This window comes from Bacillus sp. FSL W7-1360 (assembly GCF_038592975.1).
GTDB classification, from domain to species: domain Bacteria; phylum Bacillota; class Bacilli; order Bacillales; family Bacillaceae_D; genus Shouchella; species Shouchella lonarensis.
This window is the reverse complement of the sequence record NZ_CP151950.1, coordinates 2,455,715-2,481,682: the sequence shown is the minus strand read 5'-3', so window position 1 is coordinate 2,481,682 and position 25,968 is coordinate 2,455,715. Positions and strand designations below refer to the sequence as shown.

General features: G+C 44.5%; 25 protein-coding genes. 2 read left to right on the top strand and 23 right to left on the bottom strand.

The window, feature by feature from the left end:
• Window positions 1-93: 93 nt before the first annotated feature.
• The 4 genes from NSQ26_RS12835 to prfA form a co-directional block, all read right to left on the bottom strand.
• The gene (locus tag NSQ26_RS12835) at window positions 94-543 is read right to left on the bottom strand and encodes a hypothetical protein (RefSeq protein WP_090774688.1); all 450 of its coding nucleotides are present in this window, start codon (window positions 541-543) and stop codon (window positions 94-96) included.
• 60 nt (window positions 544-603) lie between these two features.
• Entirely contained in the window at window positions 604-1,230 is a 627-nt protein-coding gene (gene spoIIR, locus NSQ26_RS12830) for a stage II sporulation protein R (protein WP_499718429.1), read from the bottom strand.
• A 73-nt stretch (window positions 1,231-1,303) separates the two neighbouring features.
• A complete protein-coding gene (prmC, locus tag NSQ26_RS12825) occupies window positions 1,304-2,152 on the bottom strand; it encodes a peptide chain release factor N(5)-glutamine methyltransferase (RefSeq protein ID WP_499718428.1) in 849 nt (282 codons plus the stop codon).
• On the bottom strand, window positions 2,149-3,222 hold the full coding sequence (prfA, locus tag NSQ26_RS12820) for a peptide chain release factor 1 (RefSeq protein ID WP_090774685.1): 1,074 nt from the start codon (window positions 3,220-3,222) through the stop codon (window positions 2,149-2,151). The genes prmC and prfA overlap by 4 nt, the downstream gene beginning before the upstream one ends.
• A gap of 140 nt (window positions 3,223-3,362) precedes the next feature.
• Here prfA and NSQ26_RS12815 point away from each other — a divergent pair, with 140 nt between their 5' ends.
• Entirely contained in the window at window positions 3,363-4,682 is a 1,320-nt protein-coding gene (locus NSQ26_RS12815; RefSeq protein ID WP_499718427.1) for an FAD-dependent oxidoreductase, read from the top strand.
• A 48-nt stretch (window positions 4,683-4,730) separates the two neighbouring features.
• On the opposite strand, the gene NSQ26_RS12810 is transcribed toward NSQ26_RS12815, so the two are convergent.
• The 18 genes from NSQ26_RS12810 to NSQ26_RS12725 all read right to left on the bottom strand — a co-directional run bounded on the left by NSQ26_RS12810 (window position 4,731) and on the right by NSQ26_RS12725 (window position 21,383).
• Entirely contained in the window at window positions 4,731-4,853 is a 123-nt protein-coding gene (locus NSQ26_RS12810; protein WP_499718426.1) for a hypothetical protein, read from the bottom strand.
• A gap of 11 nt (window positions 4,854-4,864) precedes the next feature.
• Window positions 4,865-5,071, bottom strand: a complete 207-nt coding sequence (locus NSQ26_RS12805) for a hypothetical protein (RefSeq protein ID WP_499718425.1) — start codon at window positions 5,069-5,071, stop codon at window positions 4,865-4,867.
• A 65-nt stretch (window positions 5,072-5,136) separates the two neighbouring features.
• A complete protein-coding gene (locus tag NSQ26_RS12800; RefSeq protein WP_090774682.1) occupies window positions 5,137-5,721 on the bottom strand; it encodes a thymidine kinase in 585 nt (194 codons plus the stop codon).
• A gap of 86 nt (window positions 5,722-5,807) precedes the next feature.
• Window positions 5,808-6,050, bottom strand: coding sequence for a type B 50S ribosomal protein L31 (locus tag NSQ26_RS12795; protein ID WP_090774681.1), 243 nt, complete (start codon window positions 6,048-6,050; stop codon window positions 5,808-5,810).
• Between the two features lie 61 nt (window positions 6,051-6,111).
• Window positions 6,112-6,603: a PH domain-containing protein gene (locus NSQ26_RS12790; protein ID WP_499718424.1), complete on the bottom strand. Its 492-nt coding sequence runs from the start codon at window positions 6,601-6,603 to the stop codon at window positions 6,112-6,114.
• 2 nt (window positions 6,604-6,605) lie between these two features.
• Entirely contained in the window at window positions 6,606-7,883 is a 1,278-nt protein-coding gene (gene rho / locus NSQ26_RS12785) for a transcription termination factor Rho (RefSeq protein WP_499718423.1), read from the bottom strand.
• A 278-nt stretch (window positions 7,884-8,161) separates the two neighbouring features.
• Window positions 8,162-9,130, bottom strand: coding sequence for a class II fructose-bisphosphatase (glpX, locus tag NSQ26_RS12780; protein ID WP_090774678.1), 969 nt, complete (start codon window positions 9,128-9,130; stop codon window positions 8,162-8,164).
• A gap of 31 nt (window positions 9,131-9,161) precedes the next feature.
• Window positions 9,162-10,451, bottom strand: coding sequence for a UDP-N-acetylglucosamine 1-carboxyvinyltransferase (gene murA, locus NSQ26_RS12775; RefSeq protein WP_499718422.1), 1,290 nt, complete (start codon window positions 10,449-10,451; stop codon window positions 9,162-9,164).
• 74 nt (window positions 10,452-10,525) lie between these two features.
• Window positions 10,526-11,161, bottom strand: coding sequence for a fructose-6-phosphate aldolase (gene fsa, locus NSQ26_RS12770; protein ID WP_499718421.1), 636 nt, complete (start codon window positions 11,159-11,161; stop codon window positions 10,526-10,528).
• Between the two features lie 117 nt (window positions 11,162-11,278).
• A complete protein-coding gene (gene fba / locus NSQ26_RS12765; RefSeq protein WP_090774675.1) occupies window positions 11,279-12,142 on the bottom strand; it encodes a class II fructose-1,6-bisphosphate aldolase in 864 nt (287 codons plus the stop codon).
• 270 nt (window positions 12,143-12,412) lie between these two features.
• A complete protein-coding gene (locus tag NSQ26_RS12760) occupies window positions 12,413-12,775 on the bottom strand; it encodes a response regulator (protein WP_090774859.1) in 363 nt (120 codons plus the stop codon).
• Between the two features lie 116 nt (window positions 12,776-12,891).
• Entirely contained in the window at window positions 12,892-14,505 is a 1,614-nt protein-coding gene (pyrG, locus tag NSQ26_RS12755; protein ID WP_499718420.1) for a CTP synthase, read from the bottom strand.
• A gap of 185 nt (window positions 14,506-14,690) precedes the next feature.
• Window positions 14,691-15,164 carry a DNA-directed RNA polymerase subunit delta gene (gene rpoE, locus NSQ26_RS12750; RefSeq protein ID WP_090774673.1) on the bottom strand — a complete coding sequence of 158 codons (474 nt, stop codon included), beginning with the start codon at window positions 15,162-15,164 and terminating at the stop codon, window positions 14,691-14,693.
• Window positions 15,165-15,324: 160 nt separating this feature from the next.
• The gene (locus tag NSQ26_RS12745; protein WP_090774672.1) at window positions 15,325-15,951 is read right to left on the bottom strand and encodes a TetR/AcrR family transcriptional regulator; all 627 of its coding nucleotides are present in this window, start codon (window positions 15,949-15,951) and stop codon (window positions 15,325-15,327) included.
• 70 nt (window positions 15,952-16,021) lie between these two features.
• The gene (locus tag NSQ26_RS12740; protein ID WP_090774671.1) at window positions 16,022-17,167 is read right to left on the bottom strand and encodes an acyl-CoA dehydrogenase; all 1,146 of its coding nucleotides are present in this window, start codon (window positions 17,165-17,167) and stop codon (window positions 16,022-16,024) included.
• Entirely contained in the window at window positions 17,160-18,011 is an 852-nt protein-coding gene (locus tag NSQ26_RS12735; protein ID WP_499718419.1) for a 3-hydroxybutyryl-CoA dehydrogenase, read from the bottom strand. The genes NSQ26_RS12740 and NSQ26_RS12735 overlap by 8 nt, the downstream gene beginning before the upstream one ends.
• Window positions 18,008-19,198 (bottom strand): acetyl-CoA C-acetyltransferase, encoded by a 1,191-nt coding sequence (locus NSQ26_RS12730; RefSeq protein WP_499718418.1) that lies wholly within the window; start codon window positions 19,196-19,198, stop codon window positions 18,008-18,010. Before NSQ26_RS12730 ends, NSQ26_RS12735 begins: the two co-directional genes overlap by 4 nt.
• Before the next feature lie 109 nt (window positions 19,199-19,307).
• A complete protein-coding gene (locus tag NSQ26_RS12725) occupies window positions 19,308-21,383 on the bottom strand; it encodes a (Fe-S)-binding protein (RefSeq protein ID WP_090774668.1) in 2,076 nt (691 codons plus the stop codon).
• 168 nt (window positions 21,384-21,551) lie between these two features.
• Between NSQ26_RS12725 and cls the strand changes: the two genes are divergently transcribed.
• Complete coding sequence (cls, locus tag NSQ26_RS12720; RefSeq protein ID WP_499718417.1) at window positions 21,552-22,751, top strand: cardiolipin synthase; 1,200 nt, start codon at window positions 21,552-21,554, stop codon at window positions 22,749-22,751.
• 25 nt (window positions 22,752-22,776) lie between these two features.
• Here the strand turns inward: cls and NSQ26_RS12715 are convergent, their stop codons facing one another.
• Complete coding sequence (locus NSQ26_RS12715; protein ID WP_499718416.1) at window positions 22,777-25,962, bottom strand: DEAD/DEAH box helicase; 3,186 nt, start codon at window positions 25,960-25,962, stop codon at window positions 22,777-22,779.
• Window positions 25,963-25,968 lie beyond the last annotated feature (6 nt).

Sequence of the window (25,968 nt, the reverse complement as noted above, 5' to 3'; positions counted from 1 at the left end):
AAGTTGATATACTCAGCTTTTCCTCATATATGAGTCCACGATGCTAGTTTTTTATCCACACATCCACACATTCTCACAAACTGTTCGTGTTTCTTACTCTGGTGAACAACTGTAACACCACGTCGTGGCATCTTCCGTCTGTGTTACTTGTTGATAATGATCTAATTGTGCAATCTCTGTTGGCAACATTTCTCGTGTCACCTTTGTAAAACCAAGTGCCGAAAGTAATGCCATTTCTCCCGCGCTCACCGCAAACAAGGTTTCTACTCCTTCAGCTTGTGCGTAAGCAATACATACTTGCAAAAACTCAATCATCATTGCCGGATATGTTTTTTCTGCATCAAGAACGAGCGTACGTAACAAACCGTATGTTCCCGTTTTCTCTAAACCGACTGTACCAACCAGTGTGCCTTCTTCATTTTCAATGACAACAAATTGATCGCAAGCCTTTTGCTCAATTTTTGTTTCTACACGCGCACGTGCCAGCATTGCTTGTACAGCTAGCAAGTCTGTCTCTTCCATTTTCCTCACAGCCATCCCCATCATACGTCCTCCTTTTCACTACACTATTGATAACGTATGATCACAGTTACGCAAATAGCACTATCCAAATAGTTGCTCCCAAAGTGACGTGAAGAAATCGACAAAGAAAAATGACGTTTCCACCTCTTCTTGTTGCACTTCTTCTTGTAGCTCTTCTGTCTCCTCCGTATCTTCCGCTTGTTCCACCGCTTCACCATGTTCCATATCTACAAAACATAGTGGTGGAAATAGTACACACCACCAATTCTCACCTTGTCCTTCACCTAATGTGATGAGCAATGCTTTATATATTCCAGCAGGGTAAACCATATTACCATACAGCTTCGTTGGGAATTGCGTTTCCTCAAGGGAGACGGTATATGTTTGCTCAAGGTCCCGACGTGCTAACACTGCTGCTACAATCTCTTCAATTTCATCTAGACGACTCTCCATGATTGCTTCCGCTTCTTTCATATCTGTTAAGTCATCTACCCATTTCGTCACTTCTACATTGACTTCATCACGAATCTCCCGTTTCACTGCTTGATCCGCAATCGAATCACTGTCCGCTAAAATGCGTAAACGGATCGCTTCTTCCGCTGATACTTCTTCATGAAAAGCTCTCTCTGCCTGGGCATTTTGTGCTTCCCAGCTCATTAATGTCACACATAAAGAAATGAATAAATAAATGATTGCTCTTGGTTTCATCGTTTGCACCGTCCTCTCATCCATCAGTCTGAACAGTGAGGACGGTGTTTAAACGAGAAATCGTTCGACAGTTTTATTGATTGATTGCACCGTTAATCAACACAATCCGATCTTTGCCATTAATATCATACACAATATCAATGGCAGCTGCTTGAAACGTGGCGGCAAACAATCGTTTCACTTGCTCTCCTTGGTTTGCACCAATTTCTAATGCAATGAGAAATGAAGGCTTTGTCACTGCTTGAAGCTCACTCGCAAGGCGACGATAAACGTCAAGACCATCTTGACCGGCAAATAATGCTGTCTCTGGCTCAAAATCTTTTACTTGGGTGGCTAGGTATTCTTTTTCTCCTGTTGCAATGTAAGGTGGATTAGAAACGATCACATCAAATTGTTGGCCAATCACCGGCGCGACTAAATCACCACTGAGAAACCGGACATCTGCGCCAAGGTTCTTTGCATTCTCCTTCGCTACGTGTAAAGCGCTGTCTGATATATCAATTGCGGTGATTTCACAATCAGGCCGTTCCAACTTTAATGTTGTCGCAATCACACCACTTCCTGTACCGACGTCGAGCACTTTGAGCGGACGGCTGGGCATTCGTTGCAACACATGCACAATTAACTCCTCGGTCTCTGGTCGCGGAATGAGTACATCTTGATTGACCGCAAAGGTTCGCCCATAAAATTGTTCATAACCAAGAATATATTGCACGGGTATCCCTGTTTGAAGCGTCTTAACATCCGCTTGGAACGCCTGCCAAGTTGTTTCTGGAAGTAGCTCATGCAAGCGCGACAACAACTGAGCGCGACTATATTTTGTATGATGCAGAAGCAGCCATTCCCCCGCCGGCTCCTCTAAAGTGTTCGACTTTAAAAAAGAAGAAGCCCAATTAAGAGCTTCGTAAATACGGACCGTCATCCTTGTTCCGCCTTATTCATCGCCTCAGCTTGATCAGCAACAACAAGGGCATCAATGACTTCATCAAGCTTCCCTTGCAAAATTTGTTCCAACTTTTGCAACGTTAACCCGATGCGATGATCCGTTACCCGACTTTGTGGGAAATTGTACGTACGAATTCGTTCGGAGCGGTCCCCCGTTCCAACAGCGAGTTTCCGGGTTGCTGCATATTCTGCTTCTGCTTCTTGTTGCACTTTATCAAAAATGCGCGCACGAAGCACTTTCATTGCTTTGTCTTTATTTTTAATTTGCGATTTCTCGTCTTGACAAGAAACGACTGTATTCGTTGGTAAATGCGTTAAACGAACAGCTGACATCGTAGTGTTTACACTTTGCCCACCCGGTCCACTTGAGGCAAACGTGTCTACCCGAATATCTTTTTCATGAATATCAATCTCCACTTCTTCTGCTTCAGGAAGAACAGCGACAGTTGCTGTAGATGTATGAATACGACCGCCGGACTCCGTTTGCGGCACGCGTTGTACACGATGAGCACCATTTTCATACTTTAATTTTGAATAGGCCCCTTTTCCATTAACCATAAAAATAATTTCTTTATAGCCACCAAGCTCCGTTGCATTCGCTTCAATGACTTCAATTTTCCATCCTTGCGCTTCCGCATAGCGATGGTACATTTTGTACAAGTCTCCGGCAAACAGTTGCGCTTCATCGCCACCGGCCGCACCACGAATCTCAATAATCACGTTCTTATCATCGTTCGGGTCTTTCGGCAAAAGTAATACTTTCAACTGCGCACTTAATGCTTCACGCTGTCCCCCGAGCTCACTCAGCTCTTCTTTCACCATCTCATGCATTTCCGCATCAAGTTTCTCTGCCAGCATCGCCTTGGCGTCTTCATACTGTTTGGTCACTTCTTTATACGTACGGTAGGCTTGAACGGTTTCTTCTATGTCAGCTTGCTCCTTAGAGTACTCACGTAACTTTTTCGCATCGCTAATGACAGCAGGATCACTTAACTGCTCGTTTAAATAGTCATAACGATCCTCTACTGCTTGTAATCGATCTAACACCACTTCACCTCATTATCAATCGCCATCTCTTTTCTGTTATTATAGTACACGATGCGTGACATGGTCAATGACAGGGGGCCTGCCACGTTTTTTGCTCACTGCTTTCGGGTATAATGGAACAGAGGGAGGAGGACATACACATGAAATATGTAATTATTGGTGGCGACGCAGCTGGCATGAGTGCGGCGATGCAAATTTTTAGACACCAGCAAGATGCCGAAATCACTGTGCTAGAACGTGGTGAGCATTACTCTTACGCGCAATGTGGCTTACCATACTGGCTTGGCGGAGCTATTTCATCTATAGACAAACTTGTAGCCCGCGACGCAAACACGTACCGGACAAAATACCGCATTGACGCGCGGACAAATCATGATGTGCAAGCAGTTGACACCGTCAATAAAACGGTTTCCGGGGAGAATTTCTCTATTGCCTTTGACCGTCTACTCATTGCTTCTGGTGCAAGCCCTATTATCCCTGATTGGGATAATACGACCCTCACAGGCATTCATACTTTAAAAACAATTGATGACGCACAAAAGATCGCCGGAGCGCTTAAACGAAAACAACAAACGATTACTGTCATTGGGGCCGGCGCGATTGGCCTTGAAGTGGCTGAAAACTTAAGAAAGAAGCAGCATGATGTCATCTTAATCCAACGATCCCACCAACTTGTCTCTGACCTGAGTAAAGATATGAATGAGCAACTTTATAATAAAGCTCGTTCAGAAGGGATTCGCGTCATTTTAAATGAGCAAGTAACTGGTTTTAGTGGCAATGAAGCTCGTCTCGTCACAACCGTTCATACAAATGCCCAACAGATCGAAACCGATCAAGTCATTATTGCGGTTGGTATCCGTCCGAACACCACATTTTTAAAAAACACCCGTGTTACCTTACATAAGAGTGGTGCTGTTCGTGTTGATCCATACATGCAAACGAATATCCCACACGTTTACGCCGCAGGAGATTGTGCTACCCAATTTCATCGCGTCAGTGAGCGTGCAACCTATTTTCCACTCGGTACGCACGCAAATAAGCAAGGACGTGTTGCTGGGTTAAATATGTGCGGGGTACACAAATCGTTTTCAGGTATTGTTGGTACCCAAATTTATCAGTTTTTTGACCTTGTGGTTGGGCGCAGCGGACTATCTACAAAAGAATTAGACGATAAAGCTTATGACTACCAAAGTGTTGAAGCCACCTTACCGCACATTGCCCCCTATTATCCAGGTCACAAACCAATTTCAATCCGTCTTCATTATGACGCGACAACGGAACGAATATTAGGCGGAGAATTCCTCGGAACCGCTGGTGTTGACAAACGCGTCGATGTCCTTGCGACCGCACTTCACCACGGTGCAACAATGGAAACAATAGAGACACTTGATCTCAGTTATGCCCCACCTTTTAACACGGTATGGGATCCGCTCCAACAAACGGCTAGAAGACGCAAGTAAAAGCAGGACCTCGGGCAAGATGAGTACGTTGCCTAGGTCCTACTTCTTTTACCGTCTTACGTGCACATCATAGCGTGGAACGACTTGCTTCAACGTACGATCCAGTTGTCGCATTTGTTGCTTTGTCTCTTGCTCATCCCAATCCGCTTTTGGATACACTTTGACATACACTTGGGCGCCATTTAAGTCGGTGTTTTATAGCTTGTGCCCGTGTTCGTCAAGCGTGGATCATGCCATTCATCTTTCATATGCTCAAAGTTGAGCGGGCCAGGCCCAAATGCCCCTTGGCCGGTCAACCGATCATGGTTGATCCGGTCGGCATCTGCTTGTGTGACACAGCCACTTAAACCAATCACTGCTGCTAATAAACATCCCACTATCTTCTTCATCGTGTCCCCCCTAGACATGCTCGCCGTAATTCGGCACTTATAGCATACCCAGAAATCAGGAAACGTTATGATTTTATACGGAGCGGTGGCGCCGCATGACATTTTCGACAGACAGGGTAATATAAATCATTGCCGCCAATTTTAATTTGCTCCCCTGTATAAACAGGCTGTCCATCGTCATCGACTCGCAGATTCATAATGGCTTTTTTATGACAAAACCAGCAGATCGTTTTCATCTCCTCAATTTTATCTGCATATGTCAACATATATTTACTGCCTTCAAACATCTCGTTTTGAAAGTCATTTTTTAACCCAAATCCCATTACCGGGATATCAAGTCTATCAACAATCGCTGCAAGCTGTAACACATGTTCTTTATGTAAAAATTGCACCTCATCAATGAGCACACAATAGGGCTTTTCATCACTGCTTTCAACCGCAGCAAAAATATCGGTATCGGGAAAAATCGGGATGACCTTTCGCCGTAAACCAATTCGACTCGAAACATATCCTACTTCATCCCGCGTGTCTATAGCTGACGTAAACAATAACACCCGTTTATGCTGCTCCTCATAATTATGAGCGACCTTTAAAATTTCAATCGACTTACCGCTATTCATTGCCCCATATTTAAAAAATAGTTGCGCCAATCTTCTCCCCCCAGCTAGCACTAGTATACATAAAAAAACAGGCAAAATGTTCTCTGCCTGTTCTCAATATGCAAAAGCAATCGCGCTTAAAGATTGTATTTCTTTTTGAAACGGTCTACACGCCCACCAGCATCAGCAAGCTTCTGTTTCCCAGTGTAGAATGGGTGTGAATCAGATGAAATCTCCACTTTAATCAATGGGTACGTATTACCGTCTTCCCACTCAATCGTTTCACTAGAACCACGTGTTGAACCTGTCAAAAACTTAAAGCCCGTACTTGTATCCATAAAAACGACCTTTTGATATGTTGGATGAATTTCTGTTTTCATGTTGTTTCAACTCCTTTTGCCCTGCATCTTGCGAAACAGAGTTTTCCTCACATAAGCGAAATTATATCAAGTTTCGCGGGCGATTGCAACCGTTTTTTATGACCACTTCATCAAGGAGTACAGCGGCTATTTCGACCGCAGGACTCTTTTCTTTTAACGCCATTAGAAACTGCTGTTGTTCCTTAGGACCAATCTTAACACTGTCCATGCGCCCATGTTGATAAAAAATCTCGATCCCCTCAAATGCTTGCAACACTTTAAACCCTGTCGTAGGATCTTTGATTGGGGTTACCGCGGTGATATGTGCATAAGGAATTTTCCAGCGAAAAGGCCAGCACTTCACAATGATAGCACTTTCTGTTAATACATAAGACATCCCTCTGACAAACCACCATGTCATCAAAATTAAGAAGAGCGCGAGTAGCAATAGTAGCATGGAAGATAGCTTAACAAATGACACCATCATGATGATAACCAATATCATTGGAAACACAGCACAGACCAATGCTGCGATAATCCCCCCACTCTTTTTAGCGCGATAAACATGCTTCATAACTATTTCAATACCCTCTCTGATTTCCCAGCCATCTCTTTTGCCATCGCTTCAAAAAACTCGGCATTTGTTTTTGTTTCACGAATACGACGAATGAACTGCTCTACAAAATCAGCCGACTCATTCATTGTTCGACGAATCGTCCACAGCTGCTCAAGCTGCTCTTTAGTCATGAGTAGTTCTTCTTTTCTCGTACCAGAACGGCGAATATCAATTGCAGGGAAAATACGGCGCTCCGCGAGACGGCGGTCTAGATGTAACTCCATATTGCCAGTCCCTTTAAATTCTTCATAAATGACATCATCCATCCGTGAACCCGTGTCTACAAGTGCTGTTGCGAGAACGGTCAAACTCCCACCTTCTTCAATGTTACGTGCCGCCCCAAAGAAACGTTTCGGACGATGAAAAGCAGCAGGATCAATTCCGCCTGAAAGCGTTCGTCCACTTGGGGGAATGACTAAGTTGTACGCACGCGCAAGGCGCGTAATGGAGTCCATCAAAATAACGACGTCTTTTTTATGCTCGACCAAGCGCATCGCCCGGTCTAACACGAGTTCAGCCACTTTAATATGATTTTCTGGTACTTCATCAAATGTGGAGCTAACTACTTCTCCTTTGATAGAACGTTCCATGTCGGTCACTTCCTCGGGACGCTCGTCAATTAAAAGCACAATTAACTCTACGTGAGGATGGTTTTCCGCAATACTATTAGCGACTTCTTTCATGAGTGATGTCTTCCCTGCTTTTGGTGGCGCAACAATTAAACCGCGCTGGCCAAATCCGACAGGCGAAACCATATCAATTACACGCGAAGACACACGGCTTGGTTCAGTTTCTAACTCAATTTTTTGATCTGGGTACAAAGGTGTAAGTGCTGGAAAGTGGGGACGTTCTCGGGATGTTTCTGGAGACTCACCGTTGACGGCTTCTACTTGTAACAACCCATGGTAACGTTCATTCTCTTTTGGTGGGCGCACCTTGCCCGAAACCTTATCACCGCTGCGCAAGTCAAAGCGCCGAATTTGCGAAACGGAAATGTAAATATCTTCTGTGCTAGGTAAATAATTAATTGGCCGTAAAAAGCCAAACCCTTCACCCGGAATGATGTCGAGTACGCCTTCCATGAACAATAGCCCGTCTTGCTCTGCTTGTGCCTTTAACATCGCAAAAATCAGTTCTCTTTTCGTCAACTTGCTGTAATTTAAAACTTTGTATCGTTTTGCTTGCTCGTAAAGTTCCTTTAAGGTCATGTTTTCTAAGTCAGCAATTTTTATGCTCATTGCAGCACCACTCTTCTCTTTTTATATTTGTCGCATCGTCATGTTTTCTACTCAATATTAGTATACAACGAGTACACTGTTATTTCCAGTATGTAAAATAAATGGCAGATTCATAGAAGAGAAACGTCAAAAGACTGCTACTAGGACATCGGTTGGAAAAGAAGTTATAATTATTTTACCCATAGCAGCTCAAAATAATCAATCTAAAAAATGAGTGGGGCACGATTGCCCCACTATGATAGACCTACAAGTAGACTCATTCACTTTTGACATAAAATTTATGGACGGATCACTAACTGAGGTTTCTTTTTCATACTATGTGTCCCATCGACAAATCGGACTGTGCCAGATTTCGCTCGCATAACAATGGATTGTGTCATTGCTTTTGTTCCTTTATAACGTACACCTGTCAAGAGCTCGCCATCCGTAACGCCTGTTGCTGCGAAAATACAGTCATCACCACCAACCAAGTCCTCCATTCGAAATAACTTGTTAACATCAGCAATACCCATGTTGGCGCAACGTCTTATTTCTTCATCAGACTGTGGAAGTAACCTTCCTTGTAGTTCGCCACCTAAACACTTTAATCCTGCTGCAGCAATGACCCCTTCTGGCGCGCCACCTGATCCCATTAACAAATCCACGCCTGTATCGTCAAAAGCCGTATTCACCGCTGCAGCCACATCCCCATCTTGTAACAGCTTAATACGTGCACCTGCTTGACGCACATCATGAATTAATTTCTCATGACGCTCGCGATTCAAAATGACCACGACCAAGTCTTCTACATCTTTGTTTTTCGCTCGCGCAACCGCCTTTAAATTGTCAATGACAGGCGCATCAATGTCAACGTTGCCAACCGCTTCAGGTCCAATGGCAAGTTTATTCATATACATGTCAGGTGCATGAAGAAATTGTCCATGATCAGCCACCGCAAGCACTGCTAACGCATTCCATTGTCCTGAGGCAACGATATTTGTTCCTTCAAGCGGGTCAACTGCTACATCCACACGCGGTCCATAACCATTTCCTAGTTTTTCACCAATATAAAGCATTGGCGCCTCATCCATTTCTCCTTCTCCAATGACAACAGTCCCTTTCATTGGGATCGTGTCAAATACATCTCGCATCGCTTCTGTTGCAGCACGGTCCGCCTCTTCTTTATTATCTCGTCCCATCCAACGTCCACAAGCTAGTGCAGCTGCCTCAGTGACACGTACAAGCTCCATTGATAAACTGCGTTCCATTCATTTCCCCTACTCTCCAATTAAAGTATGATCATGATTCTGCCGCTCGTTCTCGTTCATCCTCTGTTAAACGCTCGCGCTGTACTCGCGCACCAATGCTTGTTAACTTTTCTACCAACTGCTCGTAACCACGATCGATATGCTCGACACCAACGACTTCAGTTACACCTTCAGCCATGAGTCCTGCCGTAACCAGTGCTGCCCCCGCACGTAAATCACTTGCTCGCACACTGGCCCCCTGTAATCGCGTCTTCCCATGCACAATTGCAGAGCGCCCTTCCACTTTAATGTTGGCGCCCATTCTCCGTAATTCGTCAACATGCTTGAATCGTGCATCATAAATCGTATCTGTTACAATGCTTGTGCCTTGTACACTCGTTAACAAACTTGTCAGCGGCTGCTGTAAGTCTGTTGGGAAACCAGGATACACCAACGTTTTCACATCGGCACCTTTTTTTAATCGTCGTCCACCACCAATTGTCACGCTATCATTATCAATATCTACTTCCGTTCCAACTTCACGCAATTTGGCGATAAGTGACTCTAAATGAAGAGGGATAATGTGATCAATAGACACGCGCTGTCCCATTGCCGCTGCCATAATCATATAAGTACCTGCCTCAATGCGATCAGGGATGATCGCATGTCTACAACCTGATAATGATGGGCGTCCATCAATTCGAATAACATTCGTCCCTGCACCTTTAATCCGTGCACCCATACTGGACAACAACATTGCCACATCTACAATCTCTGGCTCTTTTGCTGCATTTTCTATCACTGTTCTTCCTTCTGCGCGAACAGCCGCCAACATAATATTAATGGTCGCCCCCACACTGACAACATCTAAAAAGATCGTTGCCCCACGTAAGCGCTCTGCTCTTAAATAAATCGCACCTTGTTCATTCGTCACACGCGCACCTAGCGCCTCAAACCCTTTTATATGCTGGTCAATTGGACGCGGGCCTAAATGACATCCGCCAGGTAAGCCAATCACTGCTTTATGAAATTTCCCAAGCATCGCGCCCATCAAATAGTATGACGCACGTAGCTTTTTCACATGTCCGTTCGGAAGCGGCATCGCGATCATTTTAGTCGGGTCAATCGTCATCGTTCGTTCAGAACGAGTCACATCCCCACCAATTTCACGTAAAAGCTCAGCTAATGTGTCTACGTCTGAAATTGCCGGCAAATTGTCAATCGTCACTGGCCCATCTGCAAGTATCGCGGCTGGGATTAACGCAACCGCACTATTTTTCGCACCACTAATATTCACACGCCCTTCAAGTGGGTAACCACCTTCAATTCGTAATTTGTACATCGCAGTCGCTCCTTTCACTGCAAAAAGGGGATACACCCTGCTTGTCGCTCGTTCGCTTATGTAACGAGTAAAGTTTATTTACCCCAGTCCGCTAAAAAACGTTCAATGCCTTGATCAGTTAAAGGGTGCTTTGTTAATTGCTTAATGACTTTTAGTGGAACAGTAGCGATATGAGCACCGCGCTTGGCTGCCTCATTCACATGAATCGGGTGGCGCACTGATGCAGCAATGATTTGTGTTGATAGCGCATGCTTTGTAAAAATCTCCGTGATATCGGAAACGAGCGCAAGACCGTCTTGACCGATATCATCCAATCGCCCTAAAAACGGTGAAATATATGTTGCCCCTGCACGCGCGGCAAGAAGCGCTTGTGGCACAGAAAAAATTAATGTGACATTTGTTTGAATGCCACGTTCAGAAAACGCATGCACGGCCTTTAAACCTTCATTTGTCATCGGAACTTTAATCGTAATATTGTCTGCAATTTTAGCAAGCTCAAGCCCTTCTTGAATCATTCCCTCTGCATCTAATGCGATGACTTCTGCACTCACACTGCCGGGTACAAGCGCTGCGATCTCTCGAATACGTGTATGAAAGTCAACATTCTCTTTTGCTACGAGAGAGGGGTTCGTCGTCACACCAGCTAATATCCCTAGCTCATGCGCTTCTTTGATTTCATCTATGTTTGCTGTATCAATAAAAAATTTCATTTAAGACGCTCCTTCTAAAGCGGTTTCAATTATTTTTTCAGTTTATGCTATAAATGGTAATAAAAGCAGCTCACACAGGAACTGCTTTTATGGCGGATCGCCTCATACGACCAACGACTAAGCCTTTTGAGAAGAACCAAATTCACGCATCTTACCGATCACTGTTGCTTTAATCGCCTCTCGTGCTGGTCCAAGATACTTTCTCGGATCGTACATTTCCGCATCGGCATCTAGCGTTTCTCGCACTGCTTTCGCTGAAGAAATTTGGCTTTCTGTATTTACATTAATTTTTGCGTGTCCAAATGCAATCGCTTTTTGAACGTCTTTTGTTGGAATGCCTGTCCCACCATGAAGCACAAGGGGGATTCCTACGAGGGAATCAATTTTTTTCATATGATCAAAACCAAGATTCGGTTCACCTTTATATGGTCCATGAACAGAGCCCAGCGCGGGTGCAAAGCAGTCTACGCCTGTTGCTTCAACAAGTTCTTTACACTCTTCTGGCACTGCATAAGCTGCCTCTGCATCGTCAACAATGAGGTCATCTTCTTGTCCACCGATTCGACCAAGCTCTGCTTCAACAGATACACCTAACGTGTGAGCCACATCAACGACACGTTTTGTTAATGCAATATTCTTTTCAAGTGGGTAATGGGAACCATCAATCATAACAGATGTAAATCCAGCATACATCGCCTCGACACATTTTTCAAAACTAGAACCGTGGTCAAGGTGAATCGCTACCGGTACAGTCACGTGGTATTCATCCATTAAATTTTTAACCAATCCAACCACAGTTTTAAACCCACCCATATAACGCGCAGCACCTTCAGATACGCCAAGAATGACTGGCGATTTCTCCTCTTCTGCTGCTTGCAAAATCGCTTGAGTAAACTCAAGGTTATTTAAATTGAATTGTCCTACTGCATAACCCTCAGATTTTGCTTTGTTTAACATGTCTTTCATTGAAACTAAAGGCATAGACTTTCCTCCTTAAATTCGCATGCCGAGCAAATGCATGTCACAACTTCTTTTTACAAGATACCCTTGATCTCGCAAAGTTATGTGCTATACTTCCTTGTTCCGTACACATGCTCACATGCATTTTGGGCAAAGATGACGCACAAGCTCTTAAACTGAAAGCTTCGTTCATCTTGCTCGTCCATCGCCTCTATTATAGCATATTCTTTAAATAATTGACGTTAGAAAGTAACGGAAATATGTCGGAAAGCGCTTACCACCAATATTTTCTTACATCGTGATGTGTGTACGTACCATTTTCCTGACATCTTCAATATCAAACGGCTTTGAAAAGATATCTCTTGCTCCGTGTTGCAACGCCTCATTCACAATTCCTTGCTCGCTGTATGCCGTCATCATAACAACACAAATGGCAGGATCATGCTTTTTCATCTGCTTCAAAATTTCAATCCCATCCATTCCAGGAATTTTCATGTCCAATAAAACAATATCAATATGATGTTCAGATTGAATGCGTAACGCATCTTGACCATTTCCCGCCTCAAATGTTTCATATCCTTCGTGACTTAACACCTCTGTTAGCAACATCCGAATTCCTGCCTGATCATCAACGATCAATATTTTTTGCGCCACTGATCCATCCCCCATTTTTATTCAGACTCTTTCCTTAAAAGAAATTCGCGATTTTTTCTCTATTCCCTGCCTAACAAAGAAAAAAAGACGCCTATGCGCCTTTTTATTTGCCTTATTTAGGAGACACCATTTTTTGATTGTGTAAATGCTGTCTGTACAAACGACTTAAAAAGTGGTTGAGGACGCGTTGGACGCGAGATGAATTCTGGATGAAATTGCGCTGCCACAAAGAATGGATGCGCAGGTAGCTCTACAATCTCGACTAACCGCCCATCTGGACTGGTTCCAGAAAATACTAAACCTGCCTCTTCCATTTGTTTACGGTATACATTATTAAATTCATACCGGTGACGATGTCGCTCATACACCACCTCTTCACCATACGCTCCGTGAGCCACTGTCCCAGTTGCCAACTTACATGGGTATAAGCCGAGACGTAATGTCCCGCCTAAATCTTCGACGTCTTTTTGTTCTGGTAGTAAGTCAATAACCGGATGAGCTGTCTCAGGGTTGAGTTCAGCTGAGTTTGCATCACGCAATTGTAATACGTGACGTGCAAACTCAACAGATGCTAACTGCATACCTAAACATATTCCGAGAAAAGGAATGTGATTTTCTCGCGCATAACGGATCGCAGAAATTTTGCCTTCCACACCACGATCGCCAAAACCACCTGGTACAATGATCCCATCAGCATGACGAAGCTTCTCTGCAACATTATCATCTGTCACTTGCTCTGCATACACCCAGTCAATTTCAATATCCGCATCAACGCTGTAACCAGCATGACGAAGCGCCTCAGCAACCGACAAATACGCATCTTGCAACGCGACATATTTTCCAACGAGGGCGATGCGGACTTTATGCGTCAAATGTTGTACACGTTCAACGAGCGAACGCCACTCAGTCATATCTGCTGGACCGACTTGCAAATGTAAATGATCACAAACAATTTGATCTAAGTTTTGCGCCTGCAAATTGAGCGGCACTTGATAAAGCGTATCCGCATCTCCTGCTTCAATGACTGCTTCTTTCCGAATATCGCAAAACAAAGCAATCTTGTCTTTCATTTCTTCTGGTACAGGTCGTTCTGTACGTACAACGATGACATTTGGTTGAATGCCTAACGAACGTAATTCTTTTACCGAGTGCTGTGTTGGCTTCGATTTCATTTCACCAGCAGCTTGCAAATAAGGAATCAATGTACAGTGCAAGTATAAGACGTTGTCCATGCCAACGTCACCCTTGATTTGGCGGATCGCTTCCAAAAACGGTAAACTTTCAATGTCACCAACGGTTCCACCGATTTCTGTAATGACAACATCAGCGCCTGTCTCACGCCCTGCCCGAAGCACACGCTCTTTAATCTCGTTGGTCACATGGGGGATGACCTGCACGGTGCCGCCTAAATAATCACCCCGACGCTCTTTCTTTAACACCGTTTGATATACCCGACCGGTCGTGACATTGCTATTTTGACTAAGGTTGATATCAATAAAACGCTCATAGTGCCCTAAATCTAAATCTGTTTCTGCACCATCATCCGTAACGAATACCTCTCCATGTTGGTAAGGACTCATTGTCCCAGGATCCACATTGATATACGGGTCAAACTTTTGAATCGTCACTTGTAGTCCACGATTTTTTAGTAATCTTCCTAAAGACGCTGCGGTAATCCCCTTTCCTAAAGAAGATACCACGCCTCCTGTTACGAAAATATATTTTGCCATCTTACCAACGCCTCCTCCAATACTTATCCTGCCCTATAACAAAAACAAAAAAACAAAAGCGGCACCTCTCCCACCATCGTTGGGGGCGCGCTTTTGTTTGTCCATCTCATTCTTTATTTCTTCCCGACAATAACGAGAAGCCCAAAACTGATTGTACCGGAGTTGCCCCACATTCGTCAAGCACGTTATGAAGAAAAATCGTCTTCGTCTTCTTCATCCTCCATCAAATGACGGCCTTTTTTCTCGTCTGCCAAATCATCCTCTTCTTCGTCTCCGTCTTCTACCTCTGCTAACTCATCGAGCTCATCTTCTAAATCTTCAAATGCGTCATCCTCTAGCTCATCATCGACGTCAAAGTGTTTCTCAGGATGCGCTGAAACCGTAATTTCTTCCTCTGATTGCTCATGCAAATACCACGCTTTTAAACCCCATTGATTGTCTCCTAATGTTAAAAAGCGTCCATCGATATTCATATCTGTGTATAAAAATGAAATGCGCGCCTTCTTTTCTTCCTCTGTAAATCCTTTTACTTTCGCTACTTCACTAAGCAAGTCATAGAAATAGTAAGGTTCGCGCTTATTTTCCATAATCAAATAGGCCGTCTCAACCATTGACAACTCCGCTAGTCGTTCTTTTGTTAACTCTTTTACCTTCGCCACACATATACACACCCTTTCATACAAATCTATGCATCACTGTCTCCTAGTGTAAGACAGCTAGTAAAAAATCATACGTCCCATTATAACCATATTTCACTTACGATGGCTAGCGTAAAAAACATTCTCACAGATTACCCTTTGAACACGCCTTTTTTTAGCGTCACTCGCCTCTTTTACTGCGATAAAGCAAGCATGCTATTTGCATATTTGTATAATCTTCCAGTGTGAATTGCTTCTGCAACGCCCAACGACGAAACGTCCACATCTGCCCTTGGACTAAAATATTATGCGCCAACAATTTCGTTTCTTGTTCATTCAGAACGAGTACACCTTCTTTTACACAAGTTCTTACTAAAGACTCCATCATCTCAACCATTTCCTGCTCTTTCCTTAATACATAAGGAAGTGTCTCTTTCGGAAGTGATTTTGTTTCTTGATACATGACAAGTACCTCATCTTGCATTTCGTCTACTACCATGAAGTATGCGCGAATGGCCGACTCCAACTGCTCCAGACACGTCCCCGTTAAATCGACTTGGGTCCGAACTCGTTCTGTCACTTGGTCGTAAATCGCGTCACACACTAAGTATAGCACGTCTTCTTTTGTGCGAATATATTCATAGAGCGTGCCAATACTAAAGCCCGATTCTTTAGCAATTTCACGCGTCGTTGTGCGGTGAAATCCTTTTTCAATAAAAAGATGCACCGCCCCCTTAATCATTTGTGCCCGCCTCTTCTGAATCAGTTGTTGATCTTTGACCATCGACGGAACGCTTTTTTTTGTCATTGCGTCACCCTTTCTACATGCATAGAAGCACCGCTAGAAATGACCTTACCCATCTCTCGTCGCCTCCTCTTTATTTTTCACCTAAATGGCGCGCGATGACCATTCGTTGGATTTCACTCGTTCCTTCGTAAATCTCGCATACTTTCGCATCTCTAAAATAGCGCTCTACTGGATATTCTTTCATATAACCATAACCACCATACACTTGTACAGCCTCGGTTGCAACATGCATCGCTGTACGTGAAGCAAACAATTTCGCCATCGAAGCTTCTTTCGCACAAGGGCGTGCTTCTTGTTTCAAGCGTGCCGCTGCATACGTTAATTGCTTTGCTGCTTCTACCTCTGTCGCCATATCGGCTAACTTAAACGCCATCCCTTGGTGTGCAATGAGCGGCTCGCCAAATTGCTTGCGCTCCTGCGCATAACTTGTCGCTGCCTCAAGTGCTGCTTCAGCAATGCCAAGCGATTGTGCAGCAATACCAATTCTTCCTGCATTCAAGTTAGAAAGCGCAATTTTTAACCCTTGCCCTTCTTGCCCGAGCAGTTGGGTTTTCGGAATACGACAATTGTCAAAAATGATTTCTGTTGTCGTTGATCCACGCAACCCTAACTTTTGCTCTTTTTTACCGACAAGTAACCCTTCTACATCACCGTCAACAATGAAAGCAGAGATCCCTTTTGAACCCGCGCTCGGGTCAGTGACCGCAAAGACAATGTATGAGCCTGCTTCACCACCGTTTGTAATAAACACTTTTGATCCATTTAAAATATAATCTTCGCCTTCCTTCACTGCACGTGTTTGTAACGACTTTGCATCACTTCCTGCATTCGGCTCTGTCAAACAAAACGCACCAATCATCTTTCCAGTTGCCAACGCTGGCACATAACGCCTTTTTTGCTCTTCTGTTCCGTAAGCAAGGATTGGACCAATCCCGACAGATGTGTGCACACTCATAATGAGACCGAGCGCCGCACTTGCTTTAGAAATTTCGTGGACAGCAATAATATACGAGACAAAATCCATGCCTGCCCCGCCATAATTTTCAGGCACCGTGACACCCATTAACCCCAGCGCACCCATTTTTTCTAACACGGCACGTGGAAAAGTGTCGTGTTCTTCCATATCTGCAACAGCAGGGGTAATTTCTTCTTGCGCAAAGTCTCGCACCATCTTTTGCATCATTTCCTGTTCTTCCATCAACAATACACTACTCATACACAAAAAACCCCCTACCTGTTTTTCTTCCGAACCAGCCCGCTTGCACATATTTCTTTAACAATGGACAAGGACGATATTTATCATCCCCAAAACCTTCATGGAGTACGTTCATAATTGCAAGGCATGTATCCAGTCCAATAAAATCTGCCAACGTGAGTGGGCCCATTGGGTGATTCATCCCAAGTTTCATCACTGTATCAATATCTTCAGCCGAAGCGACGCCTTCATATAACGTGAAGATCGCCTCATTAATCATTGGCATTAAAATGCGGTTAGACACAAACCCAGGAAAGTCCTCAACCGTCACCGGTACTTTCTCAAGTTTGTGTGCCAAATCATTGACAGCCAAAAAAACGTTATCGTCTGTCGCAAGTCCACGAATGATTTCAACAAGTTTCATCCGTGGCACTGGGTTCATAAAGTGCATCCCAATCACTCGTTCTGGGGACGTTGTCACACTCGCTAAATCTGTAATTGGTAAAGATGATGTGTTCGTCGCTAAGATGGTTTCATTTTTTACATACTGGTCGACTGCAATAAATATTTGTTTCTTTGTGTCCACATGCTCTGTGGCTGCTTCAATGACAATATCTGCTTTAGCAGCGGTGTCTAATGTGCCCACCGTCTCCAGACGCTCTAACGCTGCATCGGTCTCTCCCTGAGACTGCACCCCTTTTTCTACAAGACGCCGAAGCCGCTTGGCAATACTTTCTTTACCTGTCTCTGCTTGCGCAACCGTTTGATCACATAAAAACACATGATATCCTTTCATCGCAAACACTTCAGCGATACCGCTCCCCATTTGTCCTGCGCCAATAACCATCACGTTGTCTATATTCATACGTTTTCTCCTTTCACATGTAACAGCACGGCATCTCCTTGCCCGCCACCGCTACAAATAGCAGCAATCCCGTAACCGCCACCAATGCGCTTTAACTCATACGCAAGTGTCAATAAAATACGCGCACCGCTCGCGCCAATTGGATGACCGTATGCAATGGCGCCACCGTTGACATTCACCTTTTCAGCGTCTAAATCCGCAAGTTGATTGCTTGCTAATGCGACTGCAGCAAACGCCTCATTAATTTCAAATCGCGCAATATCAGTCGTTTGAAGCTGTGAACGCTTAAGCAAACGGTTAATGACAATCCCAGGGGTTTCTGGAAAATCAGCTGGCTGCACCGCGATTTCTTCGTGCGCTTCAATCGTCGCTAGTACTTCTAAATCATGACTGACTGCCTTCTCCTCACTCATTAAAAGTAGTGCACAAGCACCATCATTCACACCAGGGGCATTGCCGGCGGTAATCGTACCGTCTTTCTCAAATACAGGTTTAAGCGCAGCAAGTGCCTCCGCTGTTGTCTGTGGACGCGGTGCCTCATCTACGTTCATTTCTATTGTGCGTCCCTTCCGGTCTGTGATCAATACAGGCGTAATTTCCTCAGATATGATACCGCTTTCAATTGCACGTGCAGCCCGCTCTTGACTCCGAAGTGCCCATTTATCTTGCGCTGCACGTGAGATTGATCGTTTTGCAGCTGTGCGGCTACCGTAAATGCCCATATGCACCTGTTCAAACGCACATGTAAGCCCATCATAAACCATCCCATCAACCATACGTGTATCTCCCATTCGTGCACCAAAGCGGGCTTGGGGCATGTAATAGGGCGCGTGCGTCATCGATTCCATTCCCCCAGCTAAGACAACTTGCGACCGACGTGAGCGAATCGCTTCATCCGCAAGTGTCACTGCACGCATGCCTGACGCACACACTTTATTAATCGTCTCTGTCCGCACATGCCACGGCAAACCTGCCTCATGTAATGCTTGGCGAGACGGGAGCTGCCCGACACCTGCTTGCAACACATTTCCCATCATGACATCATCAACTTGTTCAGGAGACCAACCGGCACGTTCTAGCGCACCTTTCAACGCAATTCCCCCTAATTGTGGCGCTGTTAATGTAGCAAGTGACCCACCCATTTTCGCAAATGGCGTTCTTGCACCACTTACAATGACTGTTTTCATCGTAAAACCCCTCTCTTGTTTTCTTGATGTATGCGAGCGAACGCTCAGTCGTGATTACGGATAAATGGGAAGGCTCACTTCATAAGCGTGAACCTCCCTCTTACATCCCTTATGCCAATGATCGTTCTAAAATCTCAACAACATCCAATGTTTCAACGTGATCTTCCTGTTCTAATGCTTTCGTCCCATCACTTAACATTGTTAAACAATATGGACAGGCACTACCAATGACCGATGGCGAGACAGCAAGTGCTTGCTCTGTTCGTGCAACATTGACACGCTCTCCTCTATCTTCCTCCATCCACATCATACCACCACCAGCACCACAACACATGCCGTTTTCCCGGTTTCGTTCCATCTCCACCACATTCACGCCTGGAATGTACGATAAAATCTCGCGCGGTGGATCGTACACATCGTTGTAGCGTCCTAAATAGCAAGAGTCGTGGAAGACAATCGTCTCCCTTACTTCTTTCGACGGAGACAAGCGACCTTCCTGCAACAACTTGACAAGAAGTTCCGTATGGTGGTAAACTTCGACGTTTTCTAACCCAAAGTCTGGGTACTCATTTTTAAACGTGTTGTACGCATGTGGATCAATCGTAACAATCTTTTTGACATCATGCTTCTGGAACAACTCAATGTTTGCGGTCGCTAGCTCTTGGAATAAAAATTCATTCCCTAAGCGCCGTGGCGTATCACCAGAGTTCTTTTCTTTATTCCCGATAATCGCAAATGACACACCAGCAAGATTAAGCAACTTCGCAAACGACTGGGCAATTTTTTGACTGCGGTTATCATACGCACCCATCGAGCCAGCGAAAAATAAATACTCAAACGTCTCACCTTTTTTGCTTAGTTCTTTCACCGTTGGTACGTGAATATCTTCGCGCCCATCACGCCAGTTTTCGCGTTCTTTGCGACTAATCCCCCATGGATTACCTTGGCGCTCAATATTTTGCAATGCGCGCTGTGCATCTGGATCCATTTTTCCTTCCGTCAACACAAGGTACCGACGCAAATCAATAATTTTGTCGACATGTTCATTCATCACTGGGCACTGATCTTCACAATTTCGGCACGTTGTACACGCCCAAATTTCTTCCTCTGTGATCACGTCACCAATGAGACTCACATCATACCCTGCAGCTGCCTCACTTGCACCTTGTGCAGCCAGTGTATTCGCTTTCGTATTGGAAAATGCATACGCAGGCAACCACGGTGAGCGCGACGTCACTGCTGCACCTTTTTCTGTTAAATGATCACGTAAACGCAAAATTAAATCCATTGGCGACAACATCTTACCTGTTCCTGTTGCCGGGCACATATTTGTACAACGACCACATTCCACACAAGCATATAAATCAAGTAGTTGCTTTTGATTGAAGTCTTCGATTTTCCCAACACCAAACTGCTCGGCGTCCTCTTCTTCAAAATCAATTTTTGCGAGACGACCTACCTTATGCGTGCGCCCTAAAAAAACATTGACTGGTCCAGCAATTAAATGCGCATGCTTCCCTTGCGGCACATACACAAGGAACGTGAGTAAGAATAACAGGTGCGCCCACCAAAATACAAAAAACAGCGCACCAGCAACATTTGTCGGTAACCAGCTCGTCACAAAGTAAACCGACGACGCCAATGGCTCATAAATCGATGGACTTTTATCTAACCAAATGAGCTCCATTCCTTTAGCCATCGTTTTTGATACCATTAGTCCGCCAATAAAGACGAGAACAAGACCTGCTTTCCAGCCGCGTTTTAAGCGAACGAGCTTTTCCATATAACGACGATAAAATGCCCACACAACCGCAACTAAAATCATGGCGACGACGATTTCTTGGAACAATGTAAAGTACGGATAAATGGGACCTAGTGGCAAATGTGAACCGGGTTGTAAGCCCTTCCAAATTAAGTCAATCGCACCAAACTGCACGAGCAAAAAGCCATAGAAAAACATGAGATGGATCAAACCACTTTTTTTGTCTTTCATTAATTTTGTATGACCAAATACATTTTCCCAAATTGCTTTTAAGCGTTCATTCATCGTATGCTCAAATTCAGCTTTCTTTCCAAGACGAATAAAGCGTATGCGCGTGAAAACAAGCGACACAAATAAATAAACTGCGTAACCTACTACAAGTAGGAATAACGCCCAATTTGTCATTAGCAAAGCATTTGACATGATGCATCCTCCCTTTTTACAACTTCTTGTTTGTAGTATACCATAAACGAAGTGAATGATCATTCATTCATTTCGTTTTTCTAGGTTTTTGCATGAAATCTGCGAGGTTGCAGAAAATAGCATCATCCGTTATCGCGGTCAGACTCGTAGAGGAAAGGGAGATGCTTTATGTGGTGGTTGTTACTTCTGACAGCGCTTAGTTTACTTTTATTACTCGCAGTGTGGTTAACAATCGATTATACATATGGGCATAAACAATTGCAGACACACAACCGTCCACACATGACAAGTGTACAACGAGCAGACCTCAACCTCTTCACAACTGGTGAAGATTTCTTCGACTGCTTTATACGTGACATCAATGATGCAACCGATCATATCCATATCCTCTTTTACATTTTCAACTATGATACACTCGGAAAACGCGTACTTACCGCCCTTGAACAGAAAGCAAGCCTTGGTGTTGACGTATGCTTACTCGTTGACCGAGTTGGGTGCCACCTTCCTCGGAAAGCAACGAAGAGATTGAAGCGGGCAGGCATCTCATTTGCTTATGCGAGACCTGTGCGTGGTCCACTGTATTTCTTCTCGTTAAATCGCAGAAATCACCGAAAAATCGCTGTCATTGATGGGCATATTGGCTACATTGGTGGCTACAATGTCGGTGATGAATATGTGAGCCGTGACCCGAAATTTGGTTTTTGGCGTGATTTCCATGTGCGTCTAACTGGCGCCGCTTGCATCGATATCGCACGACAATTTTGTGCCGATTGGTACGAAGCAACAGAGGTACGCTTACCGCACATGGAGACGCCACCGGATCCAAGCGGTCATACTTCCGTCCAGTTTCTTGCGACAAATGGTATCGGATTAGAAAAAGAGCTGTGTGCTTTCATCTCACAAAGCAAAAAAACATGCTTCATTGCGACACCTTACTACATTCCTTCAAATCGGTTGCAGCGTGTCGTTGAAGACGCTGCACGTCGAGGCGTTGACGTTCGTATTTTGTTGCCTGAGAAAGCAGACCATCTACTTGTCACCGAAGCATCTCATCGTTACTTGATTCGTGCTCTTCAAGCAGGGACAACTGTCTACCACTATTATCGTGGCTTTTATCACGCCAAAGCGCTTATTGTTGATGGGGAAACATGCTTCATCGGCACAGCAAACTTTGACCGCCGTAGTTTACATTTAAACGACGAGATGGGTTTGCTCACACATGACAGCGTGTTTACGCGGCAAGTCATTGACTGCATTGAGCACGATATGAGTGTGTCGATGCACGTGACGCTGGAAGCGCTAGAAAAAAGGCCGTGGCATATGCGTTTACGGGAAAAGATTGGTGGGTGGATTGAGGGAGTGTTGTGAGAGATCCTGCTCTTTTGTCAATATATTAAAAGGCGAGCAATTCCTTAATCTCTTCCACACTCATCGCTGATAACTGCTTTTCCCCTGGTTGAATCACCGCGTCGACAAGGGCTTTTTTCTTCTCGTGCAATGCTAAAATTTTCTCTTCAATCGTGCCGTTCGCAATGAGCTTAATAACTTGGACATTTTTCTTTTGCCCGAAGCGATAGACGCGGTCTGCAGCCTGCTCTTCAATCGCCGGGTTCCACCATGTATCATATAAAATGACCGTATCACCACCCGTTAAATTGAGACCCGTTCCACCAGCCTTAAGAGAAACCAAAAACAAACTTTTTTCACCGTCGTTGAATTGGTCAGCTAGCTTAAGTCGTTCTGATGCTGGTGTTGAGCCGTCTAGCGAGAAGTAATCCCAGTTGCGCGCAATAAACGCTTCTTTGATGATGGTGAGCATCGATGTAAACTGGGAAAAAATAACGAGCCGCTGCCCAGCCGCAAGCGCTTCTTCAACATATTCTAGTAAGCGGGACAACTTCCCCGACTCAGCATCATCTGCTCCTGTGACGAGCTTGGGATGACAGCATAATTGTCTCAGCTTCGTCAGCCCAGCCAAGATCTCAATTCGCTTTTTCTGAAACGTCTCCTTAGCAATCGCATCATCCACTTCTTCTTTCAGTTGCTTCACTTGCGCAAGGTAATACTTTTTCTGTGTTTCCAGTAACTCCGTATATTGCACGGACTCAATTTTATCTGGTAGCTCTGTTAACACTTCCGTTTTCAAACGCCGGAGCAAGAACGGGCGGATCAGACGAGCAATATTTTCATGTGTACGCGCTTTGAATTGTTTTTTCGTACCAAACAAACCAGGGATCACTGTTTGCATGAGCGTATACAATTCATCAAGACGGTTTTCAATGGGTGTGCCACTGAGCGCAAAACAACTCGCTGCTTTCAGCGAACGCACAGCTTTCGTTGTTTTCGCTTGCTCATTTTTAATTGCTTGCGCTTCATCTAAAATAAGCGTGTGAAAGCGTTCATCCGCGTACACATCGGCCTCACGCTGAATAAGCGGGTAAGAAGTGATCCATACATCGGCGCTCGCTGTTTCTTGCCGAATACGGTCGCGGTTTGCTTTCGTTCCGGCAATGACGGCAACCGACAGCGCTGGCGCAAAGCGTCCTACTTCTTTTTCCCAATTGAAAATGACGGATGCCGGGGCAATGACCAGTGCCTTCCCACTTGTCCCTCCTTCTTTCTCCGCTTGTAGATGTGTAATCGTTTGCAACGTCTTCCCAAGCCCCATATCATCGGCTAACACACCACCAAGTCCAGCTTTAGCAAGCGTTCGCATCCAACGAAAACCCGTCTCCTGGTACGTACGTAAGTGAGCTACCAAGCCCGTTGGCAGCTCCCAATCACTATATTCAGGTGACTGCACATCACGGATCAGTTGATATAATTTTTTCGACAGCCTCACGCCCACTTGGCCGTCTTCTAATGAAAAAGCTTTATGCAACGGCACATGAACGTTCGCCTGTAAATCTTTTGTCGCAATACCGAGCGCCTCAACTGCTTCAGACAACGGCACATAGTCATCTGATTGCAAATGCATCAATGCCCCGTTTGAAAGACGGTGATATTTCTTCTTTTGTTGTAATGACTGTAAAACGTGACTCAGTTCATCCTCAGAAATACCTTCAATTGCAAAACCAACGTCAAGCCAATTGGAATCTCCCTCCACATCAACAGAAACAGATGGGGTTGTGTCTGGTTGGAACAATAGTTTGCGCGCATCATTTGTTAATAACACGTCAGCATGTTGCTTCAATGGGGGCAACTGTTCAAATAAGAAGGCCCCAATATCCTCTAAATTTTCCATGACAAATTGACTTGCTTCCTGTTTAAATGGACACAAATTTAGCAATGACATCACCGCTTGCTCCGTTTCCAGATCACGAACAAGCACTTGGGATGAATCACTTATTTCTTCCTCGGATAAGGGATTACGGACAACCTCGCCATAACAAAACCTCACATCAACAAGCAGACGGTCCCCTTCATAATCAATTTTCACCTCTCCCTGTAAAGGCTGTCGGGAGATTTTTTCCCGTAACGTTTCTGACAACTCAACAGTGCCATACCGTTTTAGCATCGGAAGTACTTTTGAACAAAATGACTCAAGTTGATCTGTAGGAATGTAATCAATCATTTCTCCTTCGAAAAAATGATGCACTAAAAAATCAAGCTCCCGCGCTTCTCTATCTGTCAACGTAAAAATCACTTTTTCTTTCAGTACATAAGAGGAGGGCTCATCCGGGCAGTAAACATTTGCTAGGATTTTACCGTGCAACTGCATCCCTCCGTCTCCTTCCATCAAGGAGAAAGAAAACAGGCTATCTTCGTTTGAAAACTGAGCCATGTTTAACGGCCATTTCTCTATCACGCCACCATAAGCGTATAAAGACACCTTCGTGTTTAAATGCGATAACTGCGCCAATAACGACGAAAACGCCACTACCGGAACCGAAAAGTAACGGTCTCTCCCTGGCAGAATACCGACAACACGTGATAACCGATGAAATTCTAGCAACATCGCTTCATCTTCAACAGAAAATTGATGCTCATTTGGATAATACGTAAAATTGGACGTGAATGGATACGTTTCTTTCTCCTGAATGGCTTCTAAGAAATCAAACCAATGCTTCACAACATATAAACGTGATTCCCCAACCCGTAAGCTAATTAAAATACTTTCGACTAGGTCATCTTCGTCCAATTCAAGAGTCAACTCATATGCAACCGACAATGTTTTTCGTGATTTTATTTGGAACTGCTGTGGCTGAATCTCTTCATACTCAGTTAATAACATGCTTGTTTGCATTCGCGCCCGCTTTCGCTCCTGTTCTTCTTTCTCAATAAATGCTGGCAATGCTAACAGGACAGCGACGATATGCTTACATGCACCACGATACTCTGCAAACGCAGGGCAATCACAAGAAGCATGCAAATTTCCAGACAGCATAGAAACCCGAACATAGTAAGAACGAGAGCCTCGAACAACCGCTGTATATATCTCGTCTTTTTTTTCGCATGTAAATCCTTTTACTAATTCATCGCGATAATATTTGTGCCCTCGTCTATACACAGCAGCGCTCGAAGCAGCTCGTTCAATTCTTTCTTCATCCAAATAGGACAGCATATCATACGACAACATGACTCT

What these genes read in the sequence shown, in the direction of transcription:
- NSQ26_RS12835 (WP_090774688.1), bottom strand. Translation starts at nt 543, where the DNA reads ATGGGGATGGCTGTGAGGAAAATGGAAGAGACAGACTTGCTAGCTGTA.
- spoIIR (WP_499718429.1), bottom strand. Translation starts at nt 1,230, where the DNA reads ATGAAACCAAGAGCAATCATTTATTTATTCATTTCTTTATGTGTGACA.
- prmC (WP_499718428.1), bottom strand. Translation starts at nt 2,152, where the DNA reads ATGACGGTCCGTATTTACGAAGCTCTTAATTGGGCTTCTTCTTTTTTA.
- NSQ26_RS12815 (WP_499718427.1), top strand. Translation starts at nt 3,363, where the DNA reads ATGAAATATGTAATTATTGGTGGCGACGCAGCTGGCATGAGTGCGGCG.
- NSQ26_RS12805 (WP_499718425.1), bottom strand. Translation starts at nt 5,071, where the DNA reads ATGAAGAAGATAGTGGGATGTTTATTAGCAGCAGTGATTGGTTTAAGT.
- NSQ26_RS12795 (WP_090774681.1), bottom strand. Translation starts at nt 6,050, where the DNA reads ATGAAAACAGAAATTCATCCAACATATCAAAAGGTCGTTTTTATGGAT.
- NSQ26_RS12790 (WP_499718424.1), bottom strand. Translation starts at nt 6,603, where the DNA reads ATGAAGCATGTTTATCGCGCTAAAAAGAGTGGGGGGATTATCGCAGCA.
- rho (WP_499718423.1), bottom strand. Translation starts at nt 7,883, where the DNA reads ATGAGCATAAAAATTGCTGACTTAGAAAACATGACCTTAAAGGAACTT.
- glpX (WP_090774678.1), bottom strand. Translation starts at nt 9,130, where the DNA reads ATGGAACGCAGTTTATCAATGGAGCTTGTACGTGTCACTGAGGCAGCT.
- murA (WP_499718422.1), bottom strand. Translation starts at nt 10,451, where the DNA reads ATGTACAAATTACGAATTGAAGGTGGTTACCCACTTGAAGGGCGTGTG.
- fsa (WP_499718421.1), bottom strand. Translation starts at nt 11,161, where the DNA reads ATGAAATTTTTTATTGATACAGCAAACATAGATGAAATCAAAGAAGCG.
- fba (WP_090774675.1), bottom strand. Translation starts at nt 12,142, where the DNA reads ATGCCTTTAGTTTCAATGAAAGACATGTTAAACAAAGCAAAATCTGAG.
- pyrG (WP_499718420.1), bottom strand. Translation starts at nt 14,505, where the DNA reads ATGGCAAAATATATTTTCGTAACAGGAGGCGTGGTATCTTCTTTAGGA.
- NSQ26_RS12745 (WP_090774672.1), bottom strand. Translation starts at nt 15,951, where the DNA reads ATGACAAAAAAAAGCGTTCCGTCGATGGTCAAAGATCAACAACTGATT.
- NSQ26_RS12740 (WP_090774671.1), bottom strand. Translation starts at nt 17,167, where the DNA reads ATGAGTAGTGTATTGTTGATGGAAGAACAGGAAATGATGCAAAAGATG.
- NSQ26_RS12735 (WP_499718419.1), bottom strand. Translation starts at nt 18,011, where the DNA reads ATGAATATAGACAACGTGATGGTTATTGGCGCAGGACAAATGGGGAGC.
- NSQ26_RS12730 (WP_499718418.1), bottom strand. Translation starts at nt 19,198, where the DNA reads ATGAAAACAGTCATTGTAAGTGGTGCAAGAACGCCATTTGCGAAAATG.
- NSQ26_RS12725 (WP_090774668.1), bottom strand. Translation starts at nt 21,383, where the DNA reads ATGTCAAATGCTTTGCTAATGACAAATTGGGCGTTATTCCTACTTGTA.
- cls (WP_499718417.1), top strand. Translation starts at nt 21,552, where the DNA reads ATGTGGTGGTTGTTACTTCTGACAGCGCTTAGTTTACTTTTATTACTC.
- NSQ26_RS12715 (WP_499718416.1), bottom strand. Translation starts at nt 25,962, where the DNA reads ATGTTGTCGTATGATATGCTGTCCTATTTGGATGAAGAAAGAATTGAA.